Raw genomic sequence first — 17941 nt, 5'->3', positions numbered from 1 at the left:
TGGACGGATCGATCCTCGATCGGCACCGGCCGATCTCGCTGCAACATTCAGGCGCGCCTTTGCGACCGAAAGACATGCTCGTTGGGGCCGACCATCCGATTGCTGTGTTAATTTCGGCTTAACTATGTAGCTGGCCTGCGACGCAGGTGCCGGAATTTCGCCGGCTCCGGGCCGTCACACCCGCCAGGGCAGGACATTGTCGGGCAGCCTGCGGCCGAGCCTGTCCAGCGCCAGCATCACGATCAAAATCACGGCCGAGGCGCTGATCGCGACCGCCGCCGCTTCTCCCGCAAGTCCCGCTTCCTTGAGCGAGAACAGCACGACGCCGAGCGTCTCCGTGCCTGACGACCAGAGCAGCGCCGAAACGGTCAACTCGTTGAAGGCGACGAGGAATACCATCAGCGCGGAGACCGTCGCGGCCGGAGCAAGAATCGGCGCCACGATGAAGCGCAGCATCTGCCAGAGGCTGGCGCCGTCGAGCTTCGCCGCCTCTTCGTGATGCGCCTCGATCTGCGCCATGGCCGCGACGGGAGCCTTGAGCGCCAGCGGCAGGAAGCGCGCGAGATAGGCGAACAGGATGATGGCGGGAGTGGCGTAGAGGCTGAACCCCAGCAGCGGCAGCGGCTTCAGGAAAAGCAGGATGCAGGCGATGGCGAGTACGACACCCGGCAGCGCATAGGGCAATTCGGTGACGATCTCGACGATCCAGCGGAATTTACCCATGCGTCGCTCCAACCCATAGGCAAAAGCGATCGAGACCAGGGCCAGGATCAGCGCGGCCGAGCCTGAAAACAGGAATGAATTGCGGAAGGCGCGCACCGTCACGTCCTGCCGCAGCAGCACCTCGGCGAATTTGTCGAGCGTCAGGCTCTGCCATGTCAAGGGAACGCCGAGCGCCGGCGTCAGCGCCTCGCTCGCCAGCGCCAGCAGGGGCAGGCCGAGCTTCAGCGCCAGCAACGCCCACAGAACGGCGGCGACGTAGGGCAGCGCGCGGCCAAGCCGCCAGAACGGCTGCAGCGGCTGTTCGAGTTCGACCTTGCCGCGGTCGCGCCGGGTCGCGAGCAGGCCGGCGAGGATCCCCAATCCGGCCACCAGTGCAACCAGCACCGAGAGCGCGGCTGCTTCCGGCAGCTCGGCCGGCCCGAAGCTCGACAGCCGCCGATAGATCAGCGTCGGCAGGGTCAGGTAGTTGACCGGCAGGCCGAGCAAAGCGGGAATACCGAAATTGCCGATGCCCGCGACGAAGGCCAGCAGCGCGGCGGCGATAAGCTGCGGCCGCAGCACCGGCAGCAGGATGCGCAATACGATGCTGCCGGGACCAGCGCCCTCCAGTTGCGCCGCCTCGACCAGCGAATGCGGCACCCGGCGAAGGCCGCTCCACAGCGTGATCGCGACCAGCGGCGCATGATGCAGCGCCATGACGAGGATGATTCCACCGCGCCCGAGCAGCGGGTTTGGCGTGCCGGGAGCCGGCGAGAGGCCAAATGCTCCAAGCACCGCAGAATTCGGCGAAAACAGGCTCAGGAACGCCAGCGCCGCGACTTGAGGCGCGATCATCATCGAGAACACGAAGGCGAATGCGAGTGGGCGCTTGCCCGGGACATTCGTCACGCCGAGCGCCAGCGCCACGCCGCCGCCGACCAGCAGCGCGCCCAGCGCCGAAAACCCGGCCGTCTCCAGCGAATGCAGCATCGCGCTCAGCGCCGCGCGGCTGCCGATTTCGGCCAGCGCCGCGCCTGGCGCGAAACGCCAGCCCGGCGCGAGCGCCGCCGCGAGCAGCCGCATGACCGGCAAACCGCCGAGCACAAGCGCGCACAGACCCAGCAGCACGGGAAGTCCAAGGCCATCAGGCCAGCGCGGCTTTGGCCATGGCAGAGCGGGGGCAGGCCGGCCGCTGGCGGGCGCGGCGATGCTCATCGGGCCGTCGTGCCAGCCAGTGTCATTCGAAGATCGCGCTGAAGCGCTTGCGCGCCGCGGTCTCGCCGGCGAGCGCAGCCGCGGCGTCGAATGGCAGCAGCCTGATCGTCGTGCGGGCCGGATAGCCGGCTGGAAGCGCGACATCGGGATGGGCGGCGATATAGCCCTGTTTCAGCGCCAGCGCCTGTCCGTCTTTCGAGATCAGGAAATCGACGAAGGCCTTGGCGGCATCGGGATTCCTGGTGGTCTTCAGAATCGCGACCGGCTCGCTTACGGCCGAAACGCCCTCGCTCGGGAATACGAACTCCACCGGCGCACCCTTCGCCTTTTCGCGGATCGGCATGAAGTCGACGATCATGCCGTAGAGCTTTTCGCCCGTGGCGACCTGCCGAAGGATATCGCCGTTGCCGCCGGCGGCAAGCGCGCCATTGGCCTGCAGCTTCTCATAGTAGCTCCAGCCGCCGGGCAGATTGCCGGTCAGAGTCATCGTGTGGATCAAGGCCGCTCCTGAATTCAGCGGGCTCGGCATGGCGACGAGGTTCTTCGCTTCCGGCTTTGCGAGATCGGCCCAACTTGCGGGCTTCAGTGGGGCTTTGGTGTTGTAGATGATGCCGGTGGTGATCAGCTTGGTGGCGAACCAGCTCTTCTGCGGGTCGTGGATGCCGGCCGGGTAGGCGGCGAGATCGGCCTTGTCGTAGGCGAGCAGCCGGCCCTCGGCCTTCAACCCCTCCATCGTCACTGAGTCGGCGATCAGGAGCACGTCGGCCTGCGGCGCGCCGGCCTCGAATTCCGCCCTGAGCTTGGCCATCACGCGCGGTGTGCCGTCGCGGACGAAGCTGATCTCGACCTTGGGATGCAGCGCCCGGAAAGCATCGATCGTCTGCTGCGCGTCGGTATTGGGCTGGCTGGTGTAGAGTACGAGCTTGCCCTCGGCGGCTTTCGTCGGCGTTGTCGAGAGGCTGCTCGCAAGCGCGAGCGCGATGATCGTCGTGGTCCGCATCGTCATCCCCCGCGTGTTCGTTTCGCGCCTTCCGGGGCGGTAGGCCAGCCATATGACAGATCGGTGAAGGCGTGCCAGTTCCCACCCGCGACGTCCATCATGACCGCGCTTGCGGCAGGCTTGTTGTCGCGATGCTTGCCGCCGCAGGGCCAAATTGCTTTGCTGCCCTCGCAATGACGCCGAACAGGCGACACATTCGGCGTGCTACCTTGCGAGACAAAGACGCCCAAGGACATGATATGACCGCTTCAAAACTCGACCAGCTCCGCGAGATGACCACCGTCGTCGCCGACACCGGCGACATCGAAGCCGTGCGGCGGCTCAAACCCGTCGACTGCACGACGAACCCGACGCTGATTCTCAAGGCGGTCGAGACGCCGGCCTATGCCCATCTCGTCGACGAGGCGATCTCCTGGGGCAAGAAGGCGGGGGGCGGCGACAAGGCCGTGCACGCGGTCTGCGACCGGCTCGCGGTGACCTTCGGCGCGGAGCTGACGAGGATCGTGCCCGGCCGGGTCTCGACCGAGGTCGACGCCGACCTCTCCTTCGACACCAATGCGACGATCGACAAGGCCCGCGCCATCATCGCGGCCTACAAGGAACGCGGCATCGGCAAGGACCGCATCCTGATCAAGATCGCCTCGACCTGGGAGGGCATCCAGGCCGCCAGGGTGCTGCAGGCCGAAGGCGTGGACTGCAACCTGACCCTGCTCTTCGCGCTGCCGCAGGCCGTGGCCTGCGCCGACGCTAAAGCCTTCCTGATCTCGCCCTTCGTCGGCCGCATCCTTGACTGGCACGTCAAGGCCGGCGGTGGACCCTACACCTCCGAGACCGATCCCGGCGTCGTCTCGGTGCGCGCCATCTACGCTTATTACAAGACCTACGGCATCGACACGGTGGTTATGGGGGCGTCCTTCCGCAACACCGGGGAAATCGAGGCGCTGGCGGGTTGCGACCGGCTGACGATCGGGCCAGGCCTGCTGGACGAACTGGCGGCTGCGACGGGCGACCTGCCGCGCAAGCTCAAGCCCGACGCTCCGGGAACCGCGCCGGACAAGCTCGTCCTCGATGAAAAGGCCTTCCGCTTCGCCATGAATGAGGACGCGATGGGCACCGAAAAGCTTGCCGAGGGCATTCGTGGTTTCGTCAAGGATCTGCGCGGCCTGCGCAAGCTGGTGGCGGGCAAGCTCGGCTGATGTCGCCTGCCGGCAGCGGGCGGCCATCACCTTCGCGTGTGATCTTGCCGTCATGGCTTGCGTCGCCGCAATCCGGAGGGAACCTGCCGGCATGAAAGCCATGCCGCTAAAAGCTCTTGTCGCCGCCGCCGTTCTGCTCTGTCTGTCCGGCTCGGTTCAGGCCCAGTCGGTCTGGCGGATCGATCCTGCCAAGACCGAGATCGGCTTCATCACGCGCAAGTTCGGCGCGGTCGTCGCGAAGGGGCGCTTTGCCCGTTATGATGGCGCGCTTGCGCTCGATTTCGACCGGCCCGAACGCAGCCGGATCAGGCTGACGATCGAGACGGCTTCGGTCAGCACGGGATCGGCCACGATCGATGCGTTCCTGAAGGGGCCGAGCATGCTCGATGCCGCGAAGTTTCCAGCTGCGGCCTTCGCCTCGACGCGCGTCTCCGCAGGACGCGACCACACAGTCGAGATCGGCGGCCAGTTGACGATCCGGGCGATCAGCCAACCCATCACCGTCGTCGTCACGCTCGACGGGGATGCGCAGACCGCGCGCCGTGGCGAGCGCTTCGCCTTCCATGGTTCGGGAACCTTCCTGCGCCCGCAATTCGATCTCGGTCGCGACGTCAACATTGTCGACGACGCCGTCGAGATCACCATCCAGGGCGAGGTCACGGCGCGCTGAGAGGGTAGAGCATGCAGGCGTGCGAGACAGACAGCGACCCAACCGGATCACGGGAAAGATGGTCGCCAGCGCTGGTTATGGTGCATTGGACGATGGCTGCGCTGGTGCTCGCGCAGTTCGTTCTGGCGCAGCGGATGGGTGACGAAACCGGCGATCTGATCGCGCGGCTCGATCTCTATCAATGGCACAAATCCAATGGGTTGTGCCTGGCAGCGCTGCTGGTGCTGCGTGTTATCCTGCGGGCTAGGAGAGATGCGCCACCGCTGCCTTCGGGCGCGCCGGCTTGGCAGAAATGGGCGGCGCGCAGCGTCCACGCAGCGCTCTATCTGAGCCTTGCCGCCCTGCCGGTTTCAGGCTTCCTCATGGTCTCGGCCGCGCCGATCCAAATCCCGACGCTGTTCTTCGGCCTGTTCGAGGTGCCCCATCCGACCGGGCCGGACAAGGCGATCTACGAACTGATGCAGCGTGCCCACGCGCTTGCGGGCGACGCCCTTCTCTGGCTGGCGATCATTCATGTCGCCGGCGCGAGCTTTCATCAGTTCGCCTGGGGCGACAATGTCCTGCGCCGGATGTGGTTCGGTCGCCGCGCTCGATCCTGATCAGCTCTTGGCGGCGAATGCCTCCGCCCGGATCGTGCTCAGCGATTTCGCCGGAGTGATCGCCTCGGGATCGAGCAGGCAGTGCAGGATAGCCGGCTTTCCGCTGGCCACCGCGCGCTCGAAGGCCGGGCCGAACTCGGCCGTGGTCTCAACACGCTCGCCATGGCCGCCGAACGCTCTCGCATAGGCCGCGAAATCAGGGTTCTTCAGCTCGGTCGCCGAGACGCGACCGGGATATTCGCGCTCCTGATGCATGCGGATGGTGCCGTACATGCCGTTGTCGATGACGACGACGACGACGGCCAAGTCGTATTGCACGGCGGTGGCAAAATCCTGCCCGTTCATCAGGAAGCAGCCATCGCCGGCAAATGCCACGACAGTCCGTTCGGGGAAGAGCCGCTTGGCGCCGATTGCGGCGGGTACGCCATAGCCCATAGAGCCTGAAGTCGGGGCAAGCTGCGTCGCGAATTTGGTGAAGCGGTGGAAACGATGCACCCAGGTCGCGTAATTGCCCGCGCCATTGCACAGGATCGCATCGTCGGGGAGGTGGCGCCTGAGCCAGGTCACGGCCTCGCCGGGGTGGAACGTGCCCGCAACCGGCGCCGGCTGCTCGCTCCAGCCGAGATAGGCCTCATGCGCCTCTGACGCTGCACCGGCCCACGCAATGGTTTGCGGCGGATGCACCGTCTCCAGCGCGGCGCAAAACGCCGTCGGCGAGGCGTTGATCGCCAGCGCGGGCCGGTAGACGCGGCCGAGCTCTTCTGCGTCGGGATGGACATGCACCAGCGGTCGTCCCGGCTCGGGAATGCCGAACAGCGTGTAGGACTGGCTCGGCATCTCCGACAGCCGCCCGCCGACGAGGATGACGAGGTCGCTCTCCTTGATGCGGGCGAGCAGCTTGGGATTGGGGCCGATGCCGAGGTCGCCGGCGAAGTTGGGATGGTCGGCCGGAAACAGCATCTGCCGCCGGAACGACACTGCGACAGGCAGATCGAAACGCTCGGCGAAGCGAGTGAAGCGCGCGATCGCCTGCGGATCCCAGCGCGAGCCGCCGAGGATCGCGACCGGCGATTTCGCCGCCCAGAGCCGCTTCTGCAGGTCGATGGTCTGGAGCAGCGAAGGATGCGTCTCCGTCACCTGATAGGGCTGCGCGTCCGCGACATCGGCGAGATCGGTCAGGACGTTCTCGGGCAAAGCGATGACCACAGGGCCGGGACGGCCGGCGGTGGCGACATGGAAGGCGCGGCTGATGATCTCGGGGATGCGCGCGGCATCGTCGATCTCGGTCGCCCATTTCGTCATCGTGCCGAAGACGGCGCGGTAGTCGAGTTCCTGGAAGGCCTCGCGCTCGCGCATGGACTGGTCGATCTGGCCGACGAAGAGAATCAGCGGCGTCGAATCCTGATCGGCGATATGAACGCCCGGCGAGGCGTTGGTGGCGCCAGGCCCGCGCGTCACGAAGCAGATGCCGGGCTTGCCGGTGAGCTTGCCGGCGGCCTCGGCCATCATGCAGGCGCCGCCCTCGGCCCGGCAGATCGTGACCTTGAGCGAGGCGTCGTGCAGCGCGTCGAGCACCGCGAGATAGCTTTCGCCGGGCACGCAGAAGGCGTCTGTCGCGCCGTGGATCAGGAGTTGGTCGACGAGGATCTGCCCGCCTGTGCGTGGTGTCGTCATTGACCCGATCCCTGATACTTAGCTAAGTTGGTCATGTTGAGCGAGGAGGCCGTGATGACGCGCGTCACCATCCATGAGGCCAAGACCCATCTCTCGCGCCTGCTCGAAGAGGTCGAGAAAGGCGGCGAGGTCGTGATCTCGCGCCGCGACAAGCCGATCGCGCGGCTGGTGTCGATCGAGAAGGTGCGGCCCGAGCGCAAGCCGGGGCGCTTCGCCGGGCAGTTCGAACTCGGCCCGGAGTTCTTCGAGCCCTTGCCTGAAGAAGAACTGCGCTTGTGGGAAGGTCGTGACGGTTGAGGCTGCTGCTCGACACCTCGGCGCTGCTCTGGTTCTGGCTCGGAGGCAGGACGCTCAAGGACCATGTCCTGGCCGCGATCAGAGACAATGACAACGAGGTCTATGTCAGTCCGATCTCGGTCATGGAGATCGCGAACAAACATCGCATCGGCAAGCTTCCAGGCGTCGAGAACGTACTGGCGACTTTCGATAGTGCTCTTCAGGACGACGGATTTATCTCGCTTCCCTTGTCGAACGCTCACGCCCTTCTCGCGGGCTCCATCCCTGCGGAGCCACGCGACCCTTTCGACCGAATGCTTGCGGCTCAGGCGATCATCGAAGACCTCTTGATCGTTTCTCCCGACCTCGCCTTCGACGCGCTTGGCGCACGCCGCCTCTGGTAAACGGCCCATTCAGCCGCCTCCCCAGGCCGGATCGTTCAAAATCTCGTCCGCGTGTTCGCCGAGCCCGGGGCTTGGGCGGCTCGCGACCTGCCGGACGCCGTCGATCACGATCGGCGATGCGACGGTCGGGATCGAGCCGCCCTTCGCCGCTGCGTTTGCAAGATCGACGCGAATGCCGCGCGCCTGTACCTGCGGATCGGCGAAAACCTCGTCGATGGCGTTGATCGGTCCAGCCGGCACGCCGACCTTTTCCAGCGCCGCCAGCAGATCGGCCTTGCTGTAGCGCTGGGTCAGGACATGGAGCTTTGCGGTCAGCGCCAGCCGGTTGGCGATGCGGGCGCGATTCTCGGCATAGTCGGGATCGGCGATCAGGCTTTCGTCGCCCAGGACCTCGCAGAGCTTGCGGTACTGCCCGTCATTGCCTGTGGCGATGATGATGTGGCCGTCCGCGACCGGGAACACGTCATAGGGCACGATATTGGGGTGGGCGTTGCCGAGCCTTGGGGCCGGATTGCCGGAGACCAGATAGTTCATCGCCTGATTGCCCAGCACCGCGATCTGGGCGTCGAGGAGCGCCAGATCGAGCGTCGCGCCCTCTCCGGTCGCATCGCGCTGGCGCAGCGCCGAGAGGATGCCGACCGAGGCGTACAAGCCCGTATAGATGTCGGCGACGGCATAGCCGGCCTTCATTGGCGCGCCCGCGGGCTCGCCGGTGACGGACATCGGCCCGCCCATGCCCTGCACCAGGAAATCGTAGCCGGCGCGGGGCGCATAAGGCCCGGTCTGGCCAAAGCCGGTGACCGAGCAATAGATCAGCCGCGGATAGGCTTTTCGCAGAGAGGCGGCGTCGAGCCCGTATTTCTCCAGTCCCCCGACCTTGAAATTCTCGACCACGACATCGGCATGGGCGGCGAGCTTGCGCACCAGCGCCTGGCCCTCTGGCGTGCGGAAATCGGCCGTGATCGAGCGCTTGCCACGATTGGCGGAGTGGAAATAGGCAGCCGACAGATTGTCGCCCTCGACGCCCTCGACGAAGGGCGGGCCCCATTTGCGGGTGTCGTCGCCCTCCGGCGCCTCGACCTTGACGACATCGGCCCCGAGATCGGCCAGCAACTGGCCGATCCAGGGCCCGGCGAGGATGCGCGCGAGTTCGAGGACGCGCAGGCCGGCGAGGGGAGGGGTGGTCATGCGGTCATTCCGGCTTGGGCGCGGTCGTCATGGTCGGGCTTGACCCGACCATCTCCGGGGAAGTTCGCTCGTCGCGAGATGGCTGGATCAAGCCCGGCCATCTCGTGACGCGCTGCTCAAAAGAACGCCTGCAGCCCGGTGATCGCCCGCCCGAGGATCAGCGCATGCACATCATGCGTGCCCTCATAGGTGTTCACCGTCTCGAGGTTCGCGGCGTGGCGCATGACTTGGTACTCGATCGAGATGCCGTTGCCGCCGTGCATGTCGCGGGCCTGGCGGGCGATGTCGAGCGCCTTGCCGCAATTGTTGCGCTTGACGAGCGAGATCATCTCCGGGGCCATCTTGCCCTCGTCCATCAGCCGGCCGACGCGAAGCGAGCCCTGCAGGCCGAGCGAAATCTCCGTCAGCATGTCCGCGAGCTTCTTCTGGAAAAGCTGCGTCTGGGCGAGCGGCTTGTTGAACTGCTTGCGGTCGAGCCCGTACTGGCGCGCGCGGTGGAAGCAATCCTCGGCCGCGCCCATCACGCCCCAGGAGATGCCGTAGCGCGCCCGGTTGAGGCAGCCGAACGGGCCCTTCAGCCCGGAGACGTTGGGCAGCAGGTTCTCTTCGGGAACGATCACGCCGTCCATGACCACCTCGCCGGTGATCGAGGCGCGCAGAGATAGCTTGCCGCCGATCTTGGGAGCCGACAGACCCTTCATGCCCTTTTCGAGGATGAAGCCGCGGATGGCGTTGTCATGCGCGGCCGATTTCGCCCAGACGACGAAAACGTCGGCGATCGGCGAATTCGAAATCCACATCTTCGAGCCGGTCAGCCTGTAGCCGTCCGAAACCTTCTCGGCGCGGGTCTTCATGCCACCGGGGTCGGAGCCTGCATCGGGCTCGGTCAGGCCAAAGCATCCGACCCATTCGCCCGAGCCGAGCTTGGGCAGGTACTTCTTTCGCTGTGTTTCGTCGCCATAGGCGTAGATCGGGTACATCACCAGCGAGGACTGGACCGACATCATCGAGCGGTAGCCGGAATCGACGCGCTCGACCTCGCGCGCCACCAGCCCGTAGGAGACGTAGTTCGCGCCGGCGCAGCCATATTCCTCGGGAACGGTGACGCCGAGCAGTCCGAGTTCACCCATCTCGTTGAAGATTGAGCGTTCGGTCGTCTCGTTGAGATAGGCCTCGGAAACGCGCGGCTGCAGCTTCTCCTGCGCGAAGTCGCGCGCGGTGTCGCGGATCAGGCGCTCGTCCTCGCTCAACTGATCGTCGAGCAGAAAGGCGTCGTCCCAGGTGAATTCGGCCAGCTTGTGGCTATGGGCGGTCTTGCGGGCGGGCTCGGACATCGTTCGTTCCTTCCTTCACTGTTCCCAACCGCGCGTCATTCCGGACAAGCTGCGAAGCGGCGCGGATCCGGAATCCATCATAGAGCATTGTGGCGCTTTAGGATGGATTCCGGGTCTGCGCTTCGCTCCGCCCGGAATGACGGCGGCGATTTGTGACATCTCGACTACGCATCCACATCGAAGCTGACGCTCTGCGCCAGAGGCAATGTGGTGCCGTAATTGAGCGTATTCGTGGCCCGGCGCATATAGGCTTTCCAGGCGTCGGAGCCGGCCTCGCGGCCGCCGCCGGTCTCCTTCTCGCCCCCAAAAGCCCCGCCGATCTCGGCCCCGGACGGGCCGATATTGACGTTGGCGATGCCGCAATCGGAACCCTCGGCCGAGATGAACGCTTCGGCCTCGCGCATGTCGAGCGTGAAGATCGACGACGACAGCCCGGCGCCGACCGCGTTCTGGATCGCGACGGCCTGCTCGAACGACTTGTACTTCATGACGTAGAGGATCGGCGCGAAGGTCTCGCGCTCCACCGGGCCGCATTGCGAAGGCATCTCGACCAGCGCCGGGCGGACATAGAAGCCGCCGCTGCCGACAGTGACCTGCTCGCCGCCATGGATGGCGCCGCCGGCGGATTTGGCCTCGGCGAGCGCGGCCTGCATGCCCTTGAAGGCAGCTTCATCGACCAGAGGGCCGACCAGCACGCCAGCCTTGCGCGGATCACCGATCGTCACCGATCCGTAGACCTTGATCAGCTTGGGGATCAGCGCGTCGTAGACGCTCTCATGCACGATCAACCGGCGCAAAGTGGTGCAGCGCTGTCCGGCCGTGCCCATCGCCGCAAACGCGATGCCGCGCAGGGCGAGGTCGAGATCGGCTGAGGGCGCGACGATCGCGGCATTGTTGCCGCCGAGTTCGAGGATGGCGCGGGCAAAGCGCGAAGCCAGCTTCTGGCCGACTTCCTTGCCCATCCGGGTTGAGCCCGTGGCCGAGACGACGGGAACGCGGTGGTCCTGCACCAGGATGTCACCGACCTCGCGGCCGCCGATCAGCACTTCCGACAGCCCGGCGGGAGCCTCGGGGCCGAAACGCTTCATCGTCTTCTCGACGATGGCCTGCACGGCGACGCCGGTCAGCGGTGTCTTCTCGGAGGGCTTCCAGACGACGCTGTCGCCGCAGACGAAGGCGAGCGCGGCGTTCCACGACCAGACCGCGACGGGGAAATTGAAGGCCGAGATCACGCCGCAGACGCCGAGCGAATGCCAGGTCTCCATCATGCGGTGGTTGGGCCGCTCCGTCGCGATCGTCAGACCGTAGAGCTGGCGCGACAGGCCGACGGCGAAATCGCAGATGTCGATCATCTCCTGGACCTCGCCGAGGCCCTCCGAGGTGACCTTGCCGGCCTCCAGCGTCACCAGCAGGCCGAGATCGTCCTTGGCGGCGCGCAGTTCCTCGCCGAGAAGACGCACGAACTCGCCCCGGCGCGGCGCCGGCACCTTGCGCCAGGCAAGGAACGCCGATTGCGCCCGACCAATCGCGGCTTCCGCCTCGGCGGCACTCGTCTCGCGCAACGTCGCGACGGTCTCGCCCGTGATCGGCGAACGGGCGACAAGGCCCTTGGTGGCGAAGGCGGCGTCGGAAACGCCGAGACGCTTCAATAGCGCGAGGGCTTCCTGGGGTAGGGGGGACGTCATGATCTGGACCGGGCCTCGCGCCGAACATGCACAGCCCCCACCCCGCGGAGCACTCCTTGGGATGAGGGCTGTGGGGGCGAAAGCCGCCCACAGCAGCGAGCACAATGCCCTCTTCCACGCCTCTCCAGCAACCGATATGTTCTCACCACTTGATGAGAATTGATCATGATTGGTGAATGGGCTCCCGGCCGCCTGTCCGTACCGTCGCTGTCGGCGCTCGCCGCCTTCGAGGCGGCGGCGCGCCATGGCAGTTTCACGCGCGCCGCCGAGGAACTCAACCTGACGCAAGGCGCGGTCAGCCGGCAGGTCGCGCAACTCGAGGCGATGCTTGGCGTCGCCCTGTTCCAGCGTTCGAAACAGCGCGTCAGCCTGACGCCGGCCGGCGGCGCCTATGCAGTCGAAATCCGTGACGGCCTTTCCCGGCTGGCCGCCGCCACCGTCTCGGCCATGGCCTTCAGGGGCGCCGCCGGCGTGCTGCATCTCGCCATCCTGCCGACCTTCGGCACGCGCTGGCTGATCCCGCGTTTGCCGCGCTTCACCGAGGCGCATCCCGGCATCACCATCAATTTCACCACCAAATTGGTGCCCTTCGATTTCGCGCGTGAACCGCTCGATGCGGCGATCCATTTTGGCGACCCGGTCTGGCCGGGCGCAAGGCTGCACCGGTTGATGGGCGAGGAGATCGTGCCCGTCGCAGCCCCCTCGCTCGTCGCGCGGCTCGGCCTGGCTGCCCCGGCCGACATGCTGCGCGCGCCTTTGCTGCAGCAATCGACCCGGCCGCGCGCCTGGGCGAACTGGCTGGAGCAGCAGGGCATCCTGCCGCAACGGGCGCTGATGGGGCCGCGTTTCGAGCAGTTCGCCATGGTTTCGCAGGCTGCCGTCGCGGGGCTCGGCGCGGCAATCGTGCCGCGCTTCCTGGTCGAGGAGGAGCTGCGCTCGGGCTCGCTGGTGATCCCTTTCGACCGGCCGGTGACCGGCACGGAGGGGTATTATCTGGTCTATCCCGAAACCCGGGCCGACCTGCCGGCAGTGATCGCGTTTCGCGATTGGCTGCTGGGCGAATGCGCCGCGACGGGCTGACTGGACAAGTCGCCTGAGGCACGGCATTCATGCGTTGAAATCACCAACCTTGGCCGCATGACCCCACGGCCTCGCAAGCGAGCCCGCCATGTTCGTCCCATTCGAAAGCGCCGATGTGGTCATCTGCGGCGGCGCGGCGATCGGCTCCTCCGTCGCTTACCACCTCGCCGCCGACCCCGGCTTCACCGGCAAGGTCATCGTGGTCGAGAAGGACCCGACCTATCGCTACGCCGCCTCGGCCTTGTCGGCGGCCTCCATCCGCCAGCAATATTCGACAGCGGTGAACATCCGCATCTCGCTTTATGGCATCGGCTTCCTGCGCGAGATCGGACGCCATCTCGCGGTCGCTGGCGAGACGCCGGTGATCGATCTGCACGAGGGTGGATATCTCTATCTCGGCGCTGAAAATGCGGCCCCGATTCTCACTGCGAACCAGAACCTGCAGCAGGCTGAAGGCGCCGATATTGCGCTTTATGCTGCAGAATTGCTGCGCAGCAAATTTAGCTGGCTGAATGTCGACGATGTCGTTTGCGGTACTTATGGCGTCAGTGGCGAGGGCTGGTTCGATGGCTGGGCCTTGTTGCAGGCGTTTCGCAAGAAGGCGCGGTCCCTGGGTGTCGAATACCGGCAGGGCGAGGTCGCCCGCTATCTTGTCGAGAGCGGCCGCGTCACCGGCGTCGAACTCGCGGACGGCAGCAGGATCGCCTGTGGAGCAGCGGTCAACGCTTCCGGCACCCACGGCGCGCGTCTCGCCGCGACGGCGGGCGTCGTCATCCCCGTCGAGTCGCGCAAGCGCCATGTCTTCAGCTTCACCTGCAAGGGCGCGGTCGACAACTGTCCGCTGCTGATCGACACGAGCGGCGTCTGGTGCCGGCCCGAGGGCAAGCGCGGCAGCGACGGGCAGATGTTCATCTGCGGCATCTCGCCCCCGGAGGAGCAGGACGAGGTCTGGCGCGAGACCGATGCGAACGTCGAGGATGTCGACTGGTCGATCTTCGAGGAGACCGTCTGGCCCGCGCTCGCCCATCGGATTCCGGATTTCGAGCAGATCAGGCCGGGCCGCGGCTGGGCCGGCCCCTATGACATGAACCTGCTCGACCACAACGCCATCATCGGCCCTGCGGTCGGGCTGCCTAATCTCCATCTCGCCAATGGTTTCTCCGGCCACGGCCTGCAGCAATCGCCGGCGGTCGGACGCGGCATCGCCGAGCAGATCGTGCATGGCGGTTATCGCACGCTCGATCTTGCCGATCTCGGCCATGAGCGCATCGTCGAGGGCACGCCGCTGCTGGAAACCAACATCATCTGAACCGACGACCGGAAAGGACGCCTCGCCATGATCGACCCCGCCTTCGTCCGGACCATGGCGCAATATAACGCCTGGCAGAACGGGAGCCTGTACGCCGCTGCCGCGAGCTTGAGCGACGAAGCGCGGCGGCAGGATCGCGGCGCCTTCTTCGGTTCGATCCACGCCACGTTCTGCCATCTGCTCTGGGCCGACCGGATGTGGCTCTCGCGCTTTTCAGGCACGCCTAAGCCCTCGGTCCCGGGCAGCGAATCGGCCCGCATGATCGAAGACTGGCCGGAGCTTCTCGCCGAGCGCCGGATCACCGATGCCTTCATCGGCGAATGGGCTGCGACACTCACGACGGACTGGCTGTCTGGTGACCTGACCTGGGTTTCGGGCCTCTCGCGCCACGAGCTGACCAAGCCAAAAGCGCTGCTCGTCGCGCATATGTTCAATCACCAGACGCATCATCGCGGCCAGGTCCATGCCATGCTGACAGCCGCCGGCGCTCGGCCGGACGACACCGATCTGATGCTGGTCGAACCCCGGTAGCGTTGCGGCGCTCCCGTTCCGGTCACGCAGAATCGCCGGTCACGCACAATCGCCGGTCACGCAGAATTGACGTGTCATTGATGGCGGCATCGCCGATGGCCCGTGCAACCGCGTGCTAGCTTCCGGCACGCTGGCGATGTGATTGCGAGCCCATGCCTGACACCGAGACGACCACTGGCGCTGATCTGATCGCGCGACGCCTGGCGCAGGCCGGAATCCGCCACGCCTTCGGTATTCCCGGCGGCGAGGTGCTGGCTTTGGTCGAGGCCTTCGATGCTGCGGGGATCGAGCCGGTGCTGGTCAAGCATGAGAACGCGGCCGGCTTCATGGCCGAGGGCGCCTGGCATGCGACGGCTGCGCCGGGCCTCCTCTACGCCACGCTCGGCCCTGGCGTCGCCAACGCGGTCAACGTCATCGCCAATGCGCAGCAGGACCGCGTTCCGCTGATCTTCGTGACCGGCTGCGTCGATGCGGCCGAGGCCGAGAGCTACACCCATCAGGTCTTCGACCACCAGGCGCTGCTGCGGCCGATCGTCAAGGCGACCTTCCGCGCCACGTCGGAAACCTGCGAGGCGGTGATCGACAAGGCTCTCGCTGTAGCGCTCTCGGGCCGGCCCGGCCCTGTTCATGTCGACGTGCCGATCAGCGTCGCCGAAGGGGCGGCCAGTGCCAGGCTCAAGGCGGCCTCGCCAATGCCGCTGCCGGCGCGGCCGGCGGAAAGTCCGGCGCTCGAAAAGGCGCGCTCCGCTCTTGCGCGAGCTAAACGCCCGCTCATCATCGCCGGGCTCGATGTCGTCAATCAGGGTGCATCGGCCGCGCTCGCCTCTTTCGCTCGCGGCTGGGGTGCGCCGGTCATCGCCAGCTACAAGGCCAAGGGGGTGCTGCCCGAAAGCGATCCGCTTGCGATCAGCGCCGCCGGCCTCTCGCCCAAGGCCGACAGGCATTTGCTGCCGCTGGTGCAGGCTGCCGATGTCGTGGTGCTGGCGGGCTACGATCCCATCGAAATGCGGATCAACTGGCGCGAGCCCTTTTCGCCCGAGACCGTCGTGATCGACCTTGTCGCGGAGGCCATGACGCACGGCATGCACCGCAGCGACCACGTCATGGTCGGCGACGTCTCCGCCTGCCTCGCCGCGCTCGGGCTGCCGGCGGCCGATCATACGGTCTGGCCGGGCGGAGAGCCGGCGAGAACGCGCGCTGCCTTGCGTGAGGCTTTTGCCCCGGGAGCGGCCTGGGGACCCGATGTCGTCTTCGAGACCGTGCGCGCCGCCACCCCGGCCGAGACCGTCATCACGATCGACTCCGGCGCGCATCGCATCCTGCTCTCGCAGATCTGGCGCACGGACATTCCGCGCGCGATCCTGCAATCGACCGGCCTTTGCACCATGGGTTGCGCCGTGCCGCTGGCGCTCGGCTACAAGCTCGCAGCTCCTGCGACGCCGGTCGTCGCCTTCGTCGGCGACGCCGGCCTCGAAATGGGGCTGGGCGAACTCGCGACCGCGCGCGAACTTGGGCTTCCCGTCGTCATCGTCGTTCTGGTCGACGAGTGTCTGGCGCTGATCGAGATGAAGCAGCGCTCGAGCCAGCGCCCCAATGCGGCGGTCGATTTTTCCGGCAGCGATTTCCCCGCCGTCGCGCAGGCGCTCGGTGGCGTCGGGCGCTGGATCGATGATGCGCGGACGCTTGCCGCCGAGACGAAGGCCGCGCTCGGCCGCAACCAGTTCACCGTGCTGGCCTGCCGGATCGCGCGGCGCGCCTACGACGGGAAGATCTGAGTCATGAGCGCCGCAGCCACGCCCAAACGCGAACGCGACGTCCGGCTCGATTTCTTTCGCGGCCTGACGATGTTTATCATCTTCGTCGCCCATGCCGATGTGAACCCGTGGAATCTCTGGATTCCCGCGCGTTTCGGCTTCTCTTCGGGTACGGAGCTGTTCGTCTTCTGCTCGGGGCTGGCGAGCGCCATTGCCTTCGGCTCGGTCTTCGTCAAGCGCGGCTTCTGGCTGGGCACGGCGCGCATCGCCTACCGGCTCTGGCAGGTCTACTGGGCGCAGATCGGTGTCGTGCTGGTAGTGATCGGCGTGATGGTCGCGGCCGAGGCGCTGTTTCCCGATCACGGTCTCAACACCGATCCGCTTCCCGATCTGGTGCGCGACCCGATGACTGCTTTCGCCGGGCTGCTGACCCTGCGCTGGCTGCCGGGGTATCTCGACATCCTGCCGATGTATCTGGTGATTCTCGGTCTCGTGCCGGTGATGATGGCGGCGGCCTCGCTGCACCGCCTCTTGCCGGTTGCCCTGTCGCTGACGCTTTACGGCTTGGCCTGGACCACCGGCCTCAATCTCACCGGCAACCCCTGGACGGGCTATGGCTGGTTCTTCAATCCCTTCGCCTGGCAACTGATCTTCTTCACCGGCTTCGGCTTCGGCATGGGGTGGCTGCGGCCGCCGCCGCTGGGCGAGCGCCGCTGGATGCTGCTCGCGGCCGCGATCGTGCTGGTCTCGCTGCCCCTGAGTTTCTGGGGTGTCCATCAGGAATTCCCGGCGATCGAGCGCCTCTACATGGCGATCCTGCCGATGAACGAGAAGACGGACCTGCACTGGCTGCGCTACGTCCATTTTCTCGCGCTGGCCTATCTCGTCGTCTCGCTGGTCGAGCCGCACCGCGCCAGGCTTTCGCAGGGGCCCGCGATGGTCGTGGTCAGGGTCGGCCGTCAGTCGCTGGCGACCTTTCTCGTCAGCCTGGTCGCGGCCCGCGTGGCTTCGCTGGCGTTTCATCTGCTGGGCACAGGCTTTGTCGTCAGCTTTCTGATCAACCTTGCGGGCGTCGGGCTCGTGATCGCCACCGCGCTCACAGTCGGCTGGTTCAAGGGCAATCCGTGGAATCAGCCAGCCCCGCAAAGGGCCAAAGTCGCGTCCCAGCCCGAGCCGGCCGCAGATGCGCTGCGTCACGATGTGAGTGCCTCGTCACAGCGCGTCACGGAAGCGTTATTGCCCGCGTCCCGAACGTGAAAATCCTTCCGGGCTGATCGCTGCTAAAGGTGAATCTATCTCCCGATGCCGTCAGAGGCAGCAAGGA

Annotated in this window: 16 protein-coding genes; 10 read left to right on the top strand and 6 right to left on the bottom strand. The window is 66.2% G+C overall.

Going from position 1 to position 17941, the window contains the following annotated elements; genetic code table 11:
• Positions 1 to 174 precede the first annotated feature (174 nt).
• The gene (locus tag AC1DZY_RS07065) at positions 175 to 1917 is read right to left on the bottom strand and encodes an ABC transporter permease (protein ID WP_476819378.1); all 1743 of its coding nucleotides are present in this window, start codon (positions 1915 to 1917) and stop codon (positions 175 to 177) included.
• Positions 1918 to 1939: 22 nt separating this feature from the next.
• Positions 1940 to 2917 (bottom strand): ABC transporter substrate-binding protein, encoded by a 978-nt coding sequence (locus AC1DZY_RS07060; protein WP_476819464.1) that lies wholly within the window; start codon positions 2915 to 2917, stop codon positions 1940 to 1942.
• A gap of 239 nt (positions 2918 to 3156) precedes the next feature.
• Between AC1DZY_RS07060 and tal the strand changes: the two genes are divergently transcribed.
• From tal to AC1DZY_RS07045, 3 genes are all read left to right on the top strand, one after another.
• Entirely contained in the window at positions 3157 to 4113 is a 957-nt protein-coding gene (gene tal, locus AC1DZY_RS07055) for a transaldolase (RefSeq protein WP_476819377.1), read from the top strand.
• Positions 4114 to 4204: 91 nt separating this feature from the next.
• Positions 4205 to 4783, top strand: a complete 579-nt coding sequence (locus AC1DZY_RS07050; protein ID WP_476819376.1) for a YceI family protein — start codon at positions 4205 to 4207, stop codon at positions 4781 to 4783.
• Positions 4784 to 4794: 11 nt separating this feature from the next.
• Positions 4795 to 5382 (top strand): cytochrome b, encoded by a 588-nt coding sequence (locus AC1DZY_RS07045; RefSeq protein WP_476819375.1) that lies wholly within the window; start codon positions 4795 to 4797, stop codon positions 5380 to 5382.
• Here the strand turns inward: AC1DZY_RS07045 and AC1DZY_RS07040 are convergent, their stop codons facing one another.
• Positions 5383 to 7056: a thiamine pyrophosphate-binding protein gene (locus tag AC1DZY_RS07040; RefSeq protein WP_476819374.1), complete on the bottom strand. Its 1674-nt coding sequence runs from the start codon at positions 7054 to 7056 to the stop codon at positions 5383 to 5385.
• 54 nt (positions 7057 to 7110) lie between these two features.
• Here AC1DZY_RS07040 and AC1DZY_RS07035 point away from each other — a divergent pair, with 54 nt between their 5' ends.
• Positions 7111 to 7353, top strand: a complete 243-nt coding sequence (locus AC1DZY_RS07035; protein WP_476819373.1) for a type II toxin-antitoxin system Phd/YefM family antitoxin — start codon at positions 7111 to 7113, stop codon at positions 7351 to 7353.
• Positions 7350 to 7736, top strand: coding sequence for a type II toxin-antitoxin system VapC family toxin (locus tag AC1DZY_RS07030; protein WP_476819372.1), 387 nt, complete (start codon positions 7350 to 7352; stop codon positions 7734 to 7736). The genes AC1DZY_RS07035 and AC1DZY_RS07030 overlap by 4 nt, the downstream gene beginning before the upstream one ends.
• Positions 7737 to 7745: 9 nt before the next feature.
• Here the strand turns inward: AC1DZY_RS07030 and AC1DZY_RS07025 are convergent, their stop codons facing one another.
• The 3 genes from AC1DZY_RS07025 to amaB form a co-directional block, all read right to left on the bottom strand.
• Complete coding sequence (locus AC1DZY_RS07025) at positions 7746 to 8924, bottom strand: CaiB/BaiF CoA transferase family protein (RefSeq protein ID WP_476819371.1); 1179 nt, start codon at positions 8922 to 8924, stop codon at positions 7746 to 7748.
• A gap of 116 nt (positions 8925 to 9040) precedes the next feature.
• Positions 9041 to 10258 (bottom strand): acyl-CoA dehydrogenase, encoded by a 1218-nt coding sequence (locus AC1DZY_RS07020; RefSeq protein ID WP_476819370.1) that lies wholly within the window; start codon positions 10256 to 10258, stop codon positions 9041 to 9043.
• A gap of 164 nt (positions 10259 to 10422) precedes the next feature.
• On the bottom strand, positions 10423 to 11943 hold the full coding sequence (gene amaB, locus AC1DZY_RS07015; RefSeq protein WP_476819369.1) for an L-piperidine-6-carboxylate dehydrogenase: 1521 nt from the start codon (positions 11941 to 11943) through the stop codon (positions 10423 to 10425).
• A 165-nt stretch (positions 11944 to 12108) separates the two neighbouring features.
• On the opposite strand from amaB, the gene AC1DZY_RS07010 reads away from it, so the two are divergent.
• From AC1DZY_RS07010 to AC1DZY_RS06990, 5 genes are all read left to right on the top strand, one after another.
• Positions 12109 to 13023: a LysR family transcriptional regulator gene (locus tag AC1DZY_RS07010; RefSeq protein ID WP_476819368.1), complete on the top strand. Its 915-nt coding sequence runs from the start codon at positions 12109 to 12111 to the stop codon at positions 13021 to 13023.
• Between the two features lie 88 nt (positions 13024 to 13111).
• A complete protein-coding gene (locus AC1DZY_RS07005) occupies positions 13112 to 14332 on the top strand; it encodes an NAD(P)/FAD-dependent oxidoreductase (protein WP_476819367.1) in 1221 nt (406 codons plus the stop codon).
• Between the two features lie 27 nt (positions 14333 to 14359).
• Positions 14360 to 14863: a DinB family protein gene (locus AC1DZY_RS07000; protein WP_476819366.1), complete on the top strand. Its 504-nt coding sequence runs from the start codon at positions 14360 to 14362 to the stop codon at positions 14861 to 14863.
• 152 nt (positions 14864 to 15015) lie between these two features.
• Positions 15016 to 16638: a thiamine pyrophosphate-binding protein gene (locus AC1DZY_RS06995; RefSeq protein ID WP_476819365.1), complete on the top strand. Its 1623-nt coding sequence runs from the start codon at positions 15016 to 15018 to the stop codon at positions 16636 to 16638.
• Positions 16639 to 16641: 3 nt separating this feature from the next.
• Positions 16642 to 17874, top strand: coding sequence for an OpgC family protein (locus tag AC1DZY_RS06990; RefSeq protein WP_476819364.1), 1233 nt, complete (start codon positions 16642 to 16644; stop codon positions 17872 to 17874).
• Positions 17875 to 17941 lie beyond the last annotated feature (67 nt).

It is taken from the genome of Allobosea sp. P2_A10 (assembly GCF_056405115.1).
This window is presented reverse-complemented; position numbering and strand designations above follow the sequence as displayed.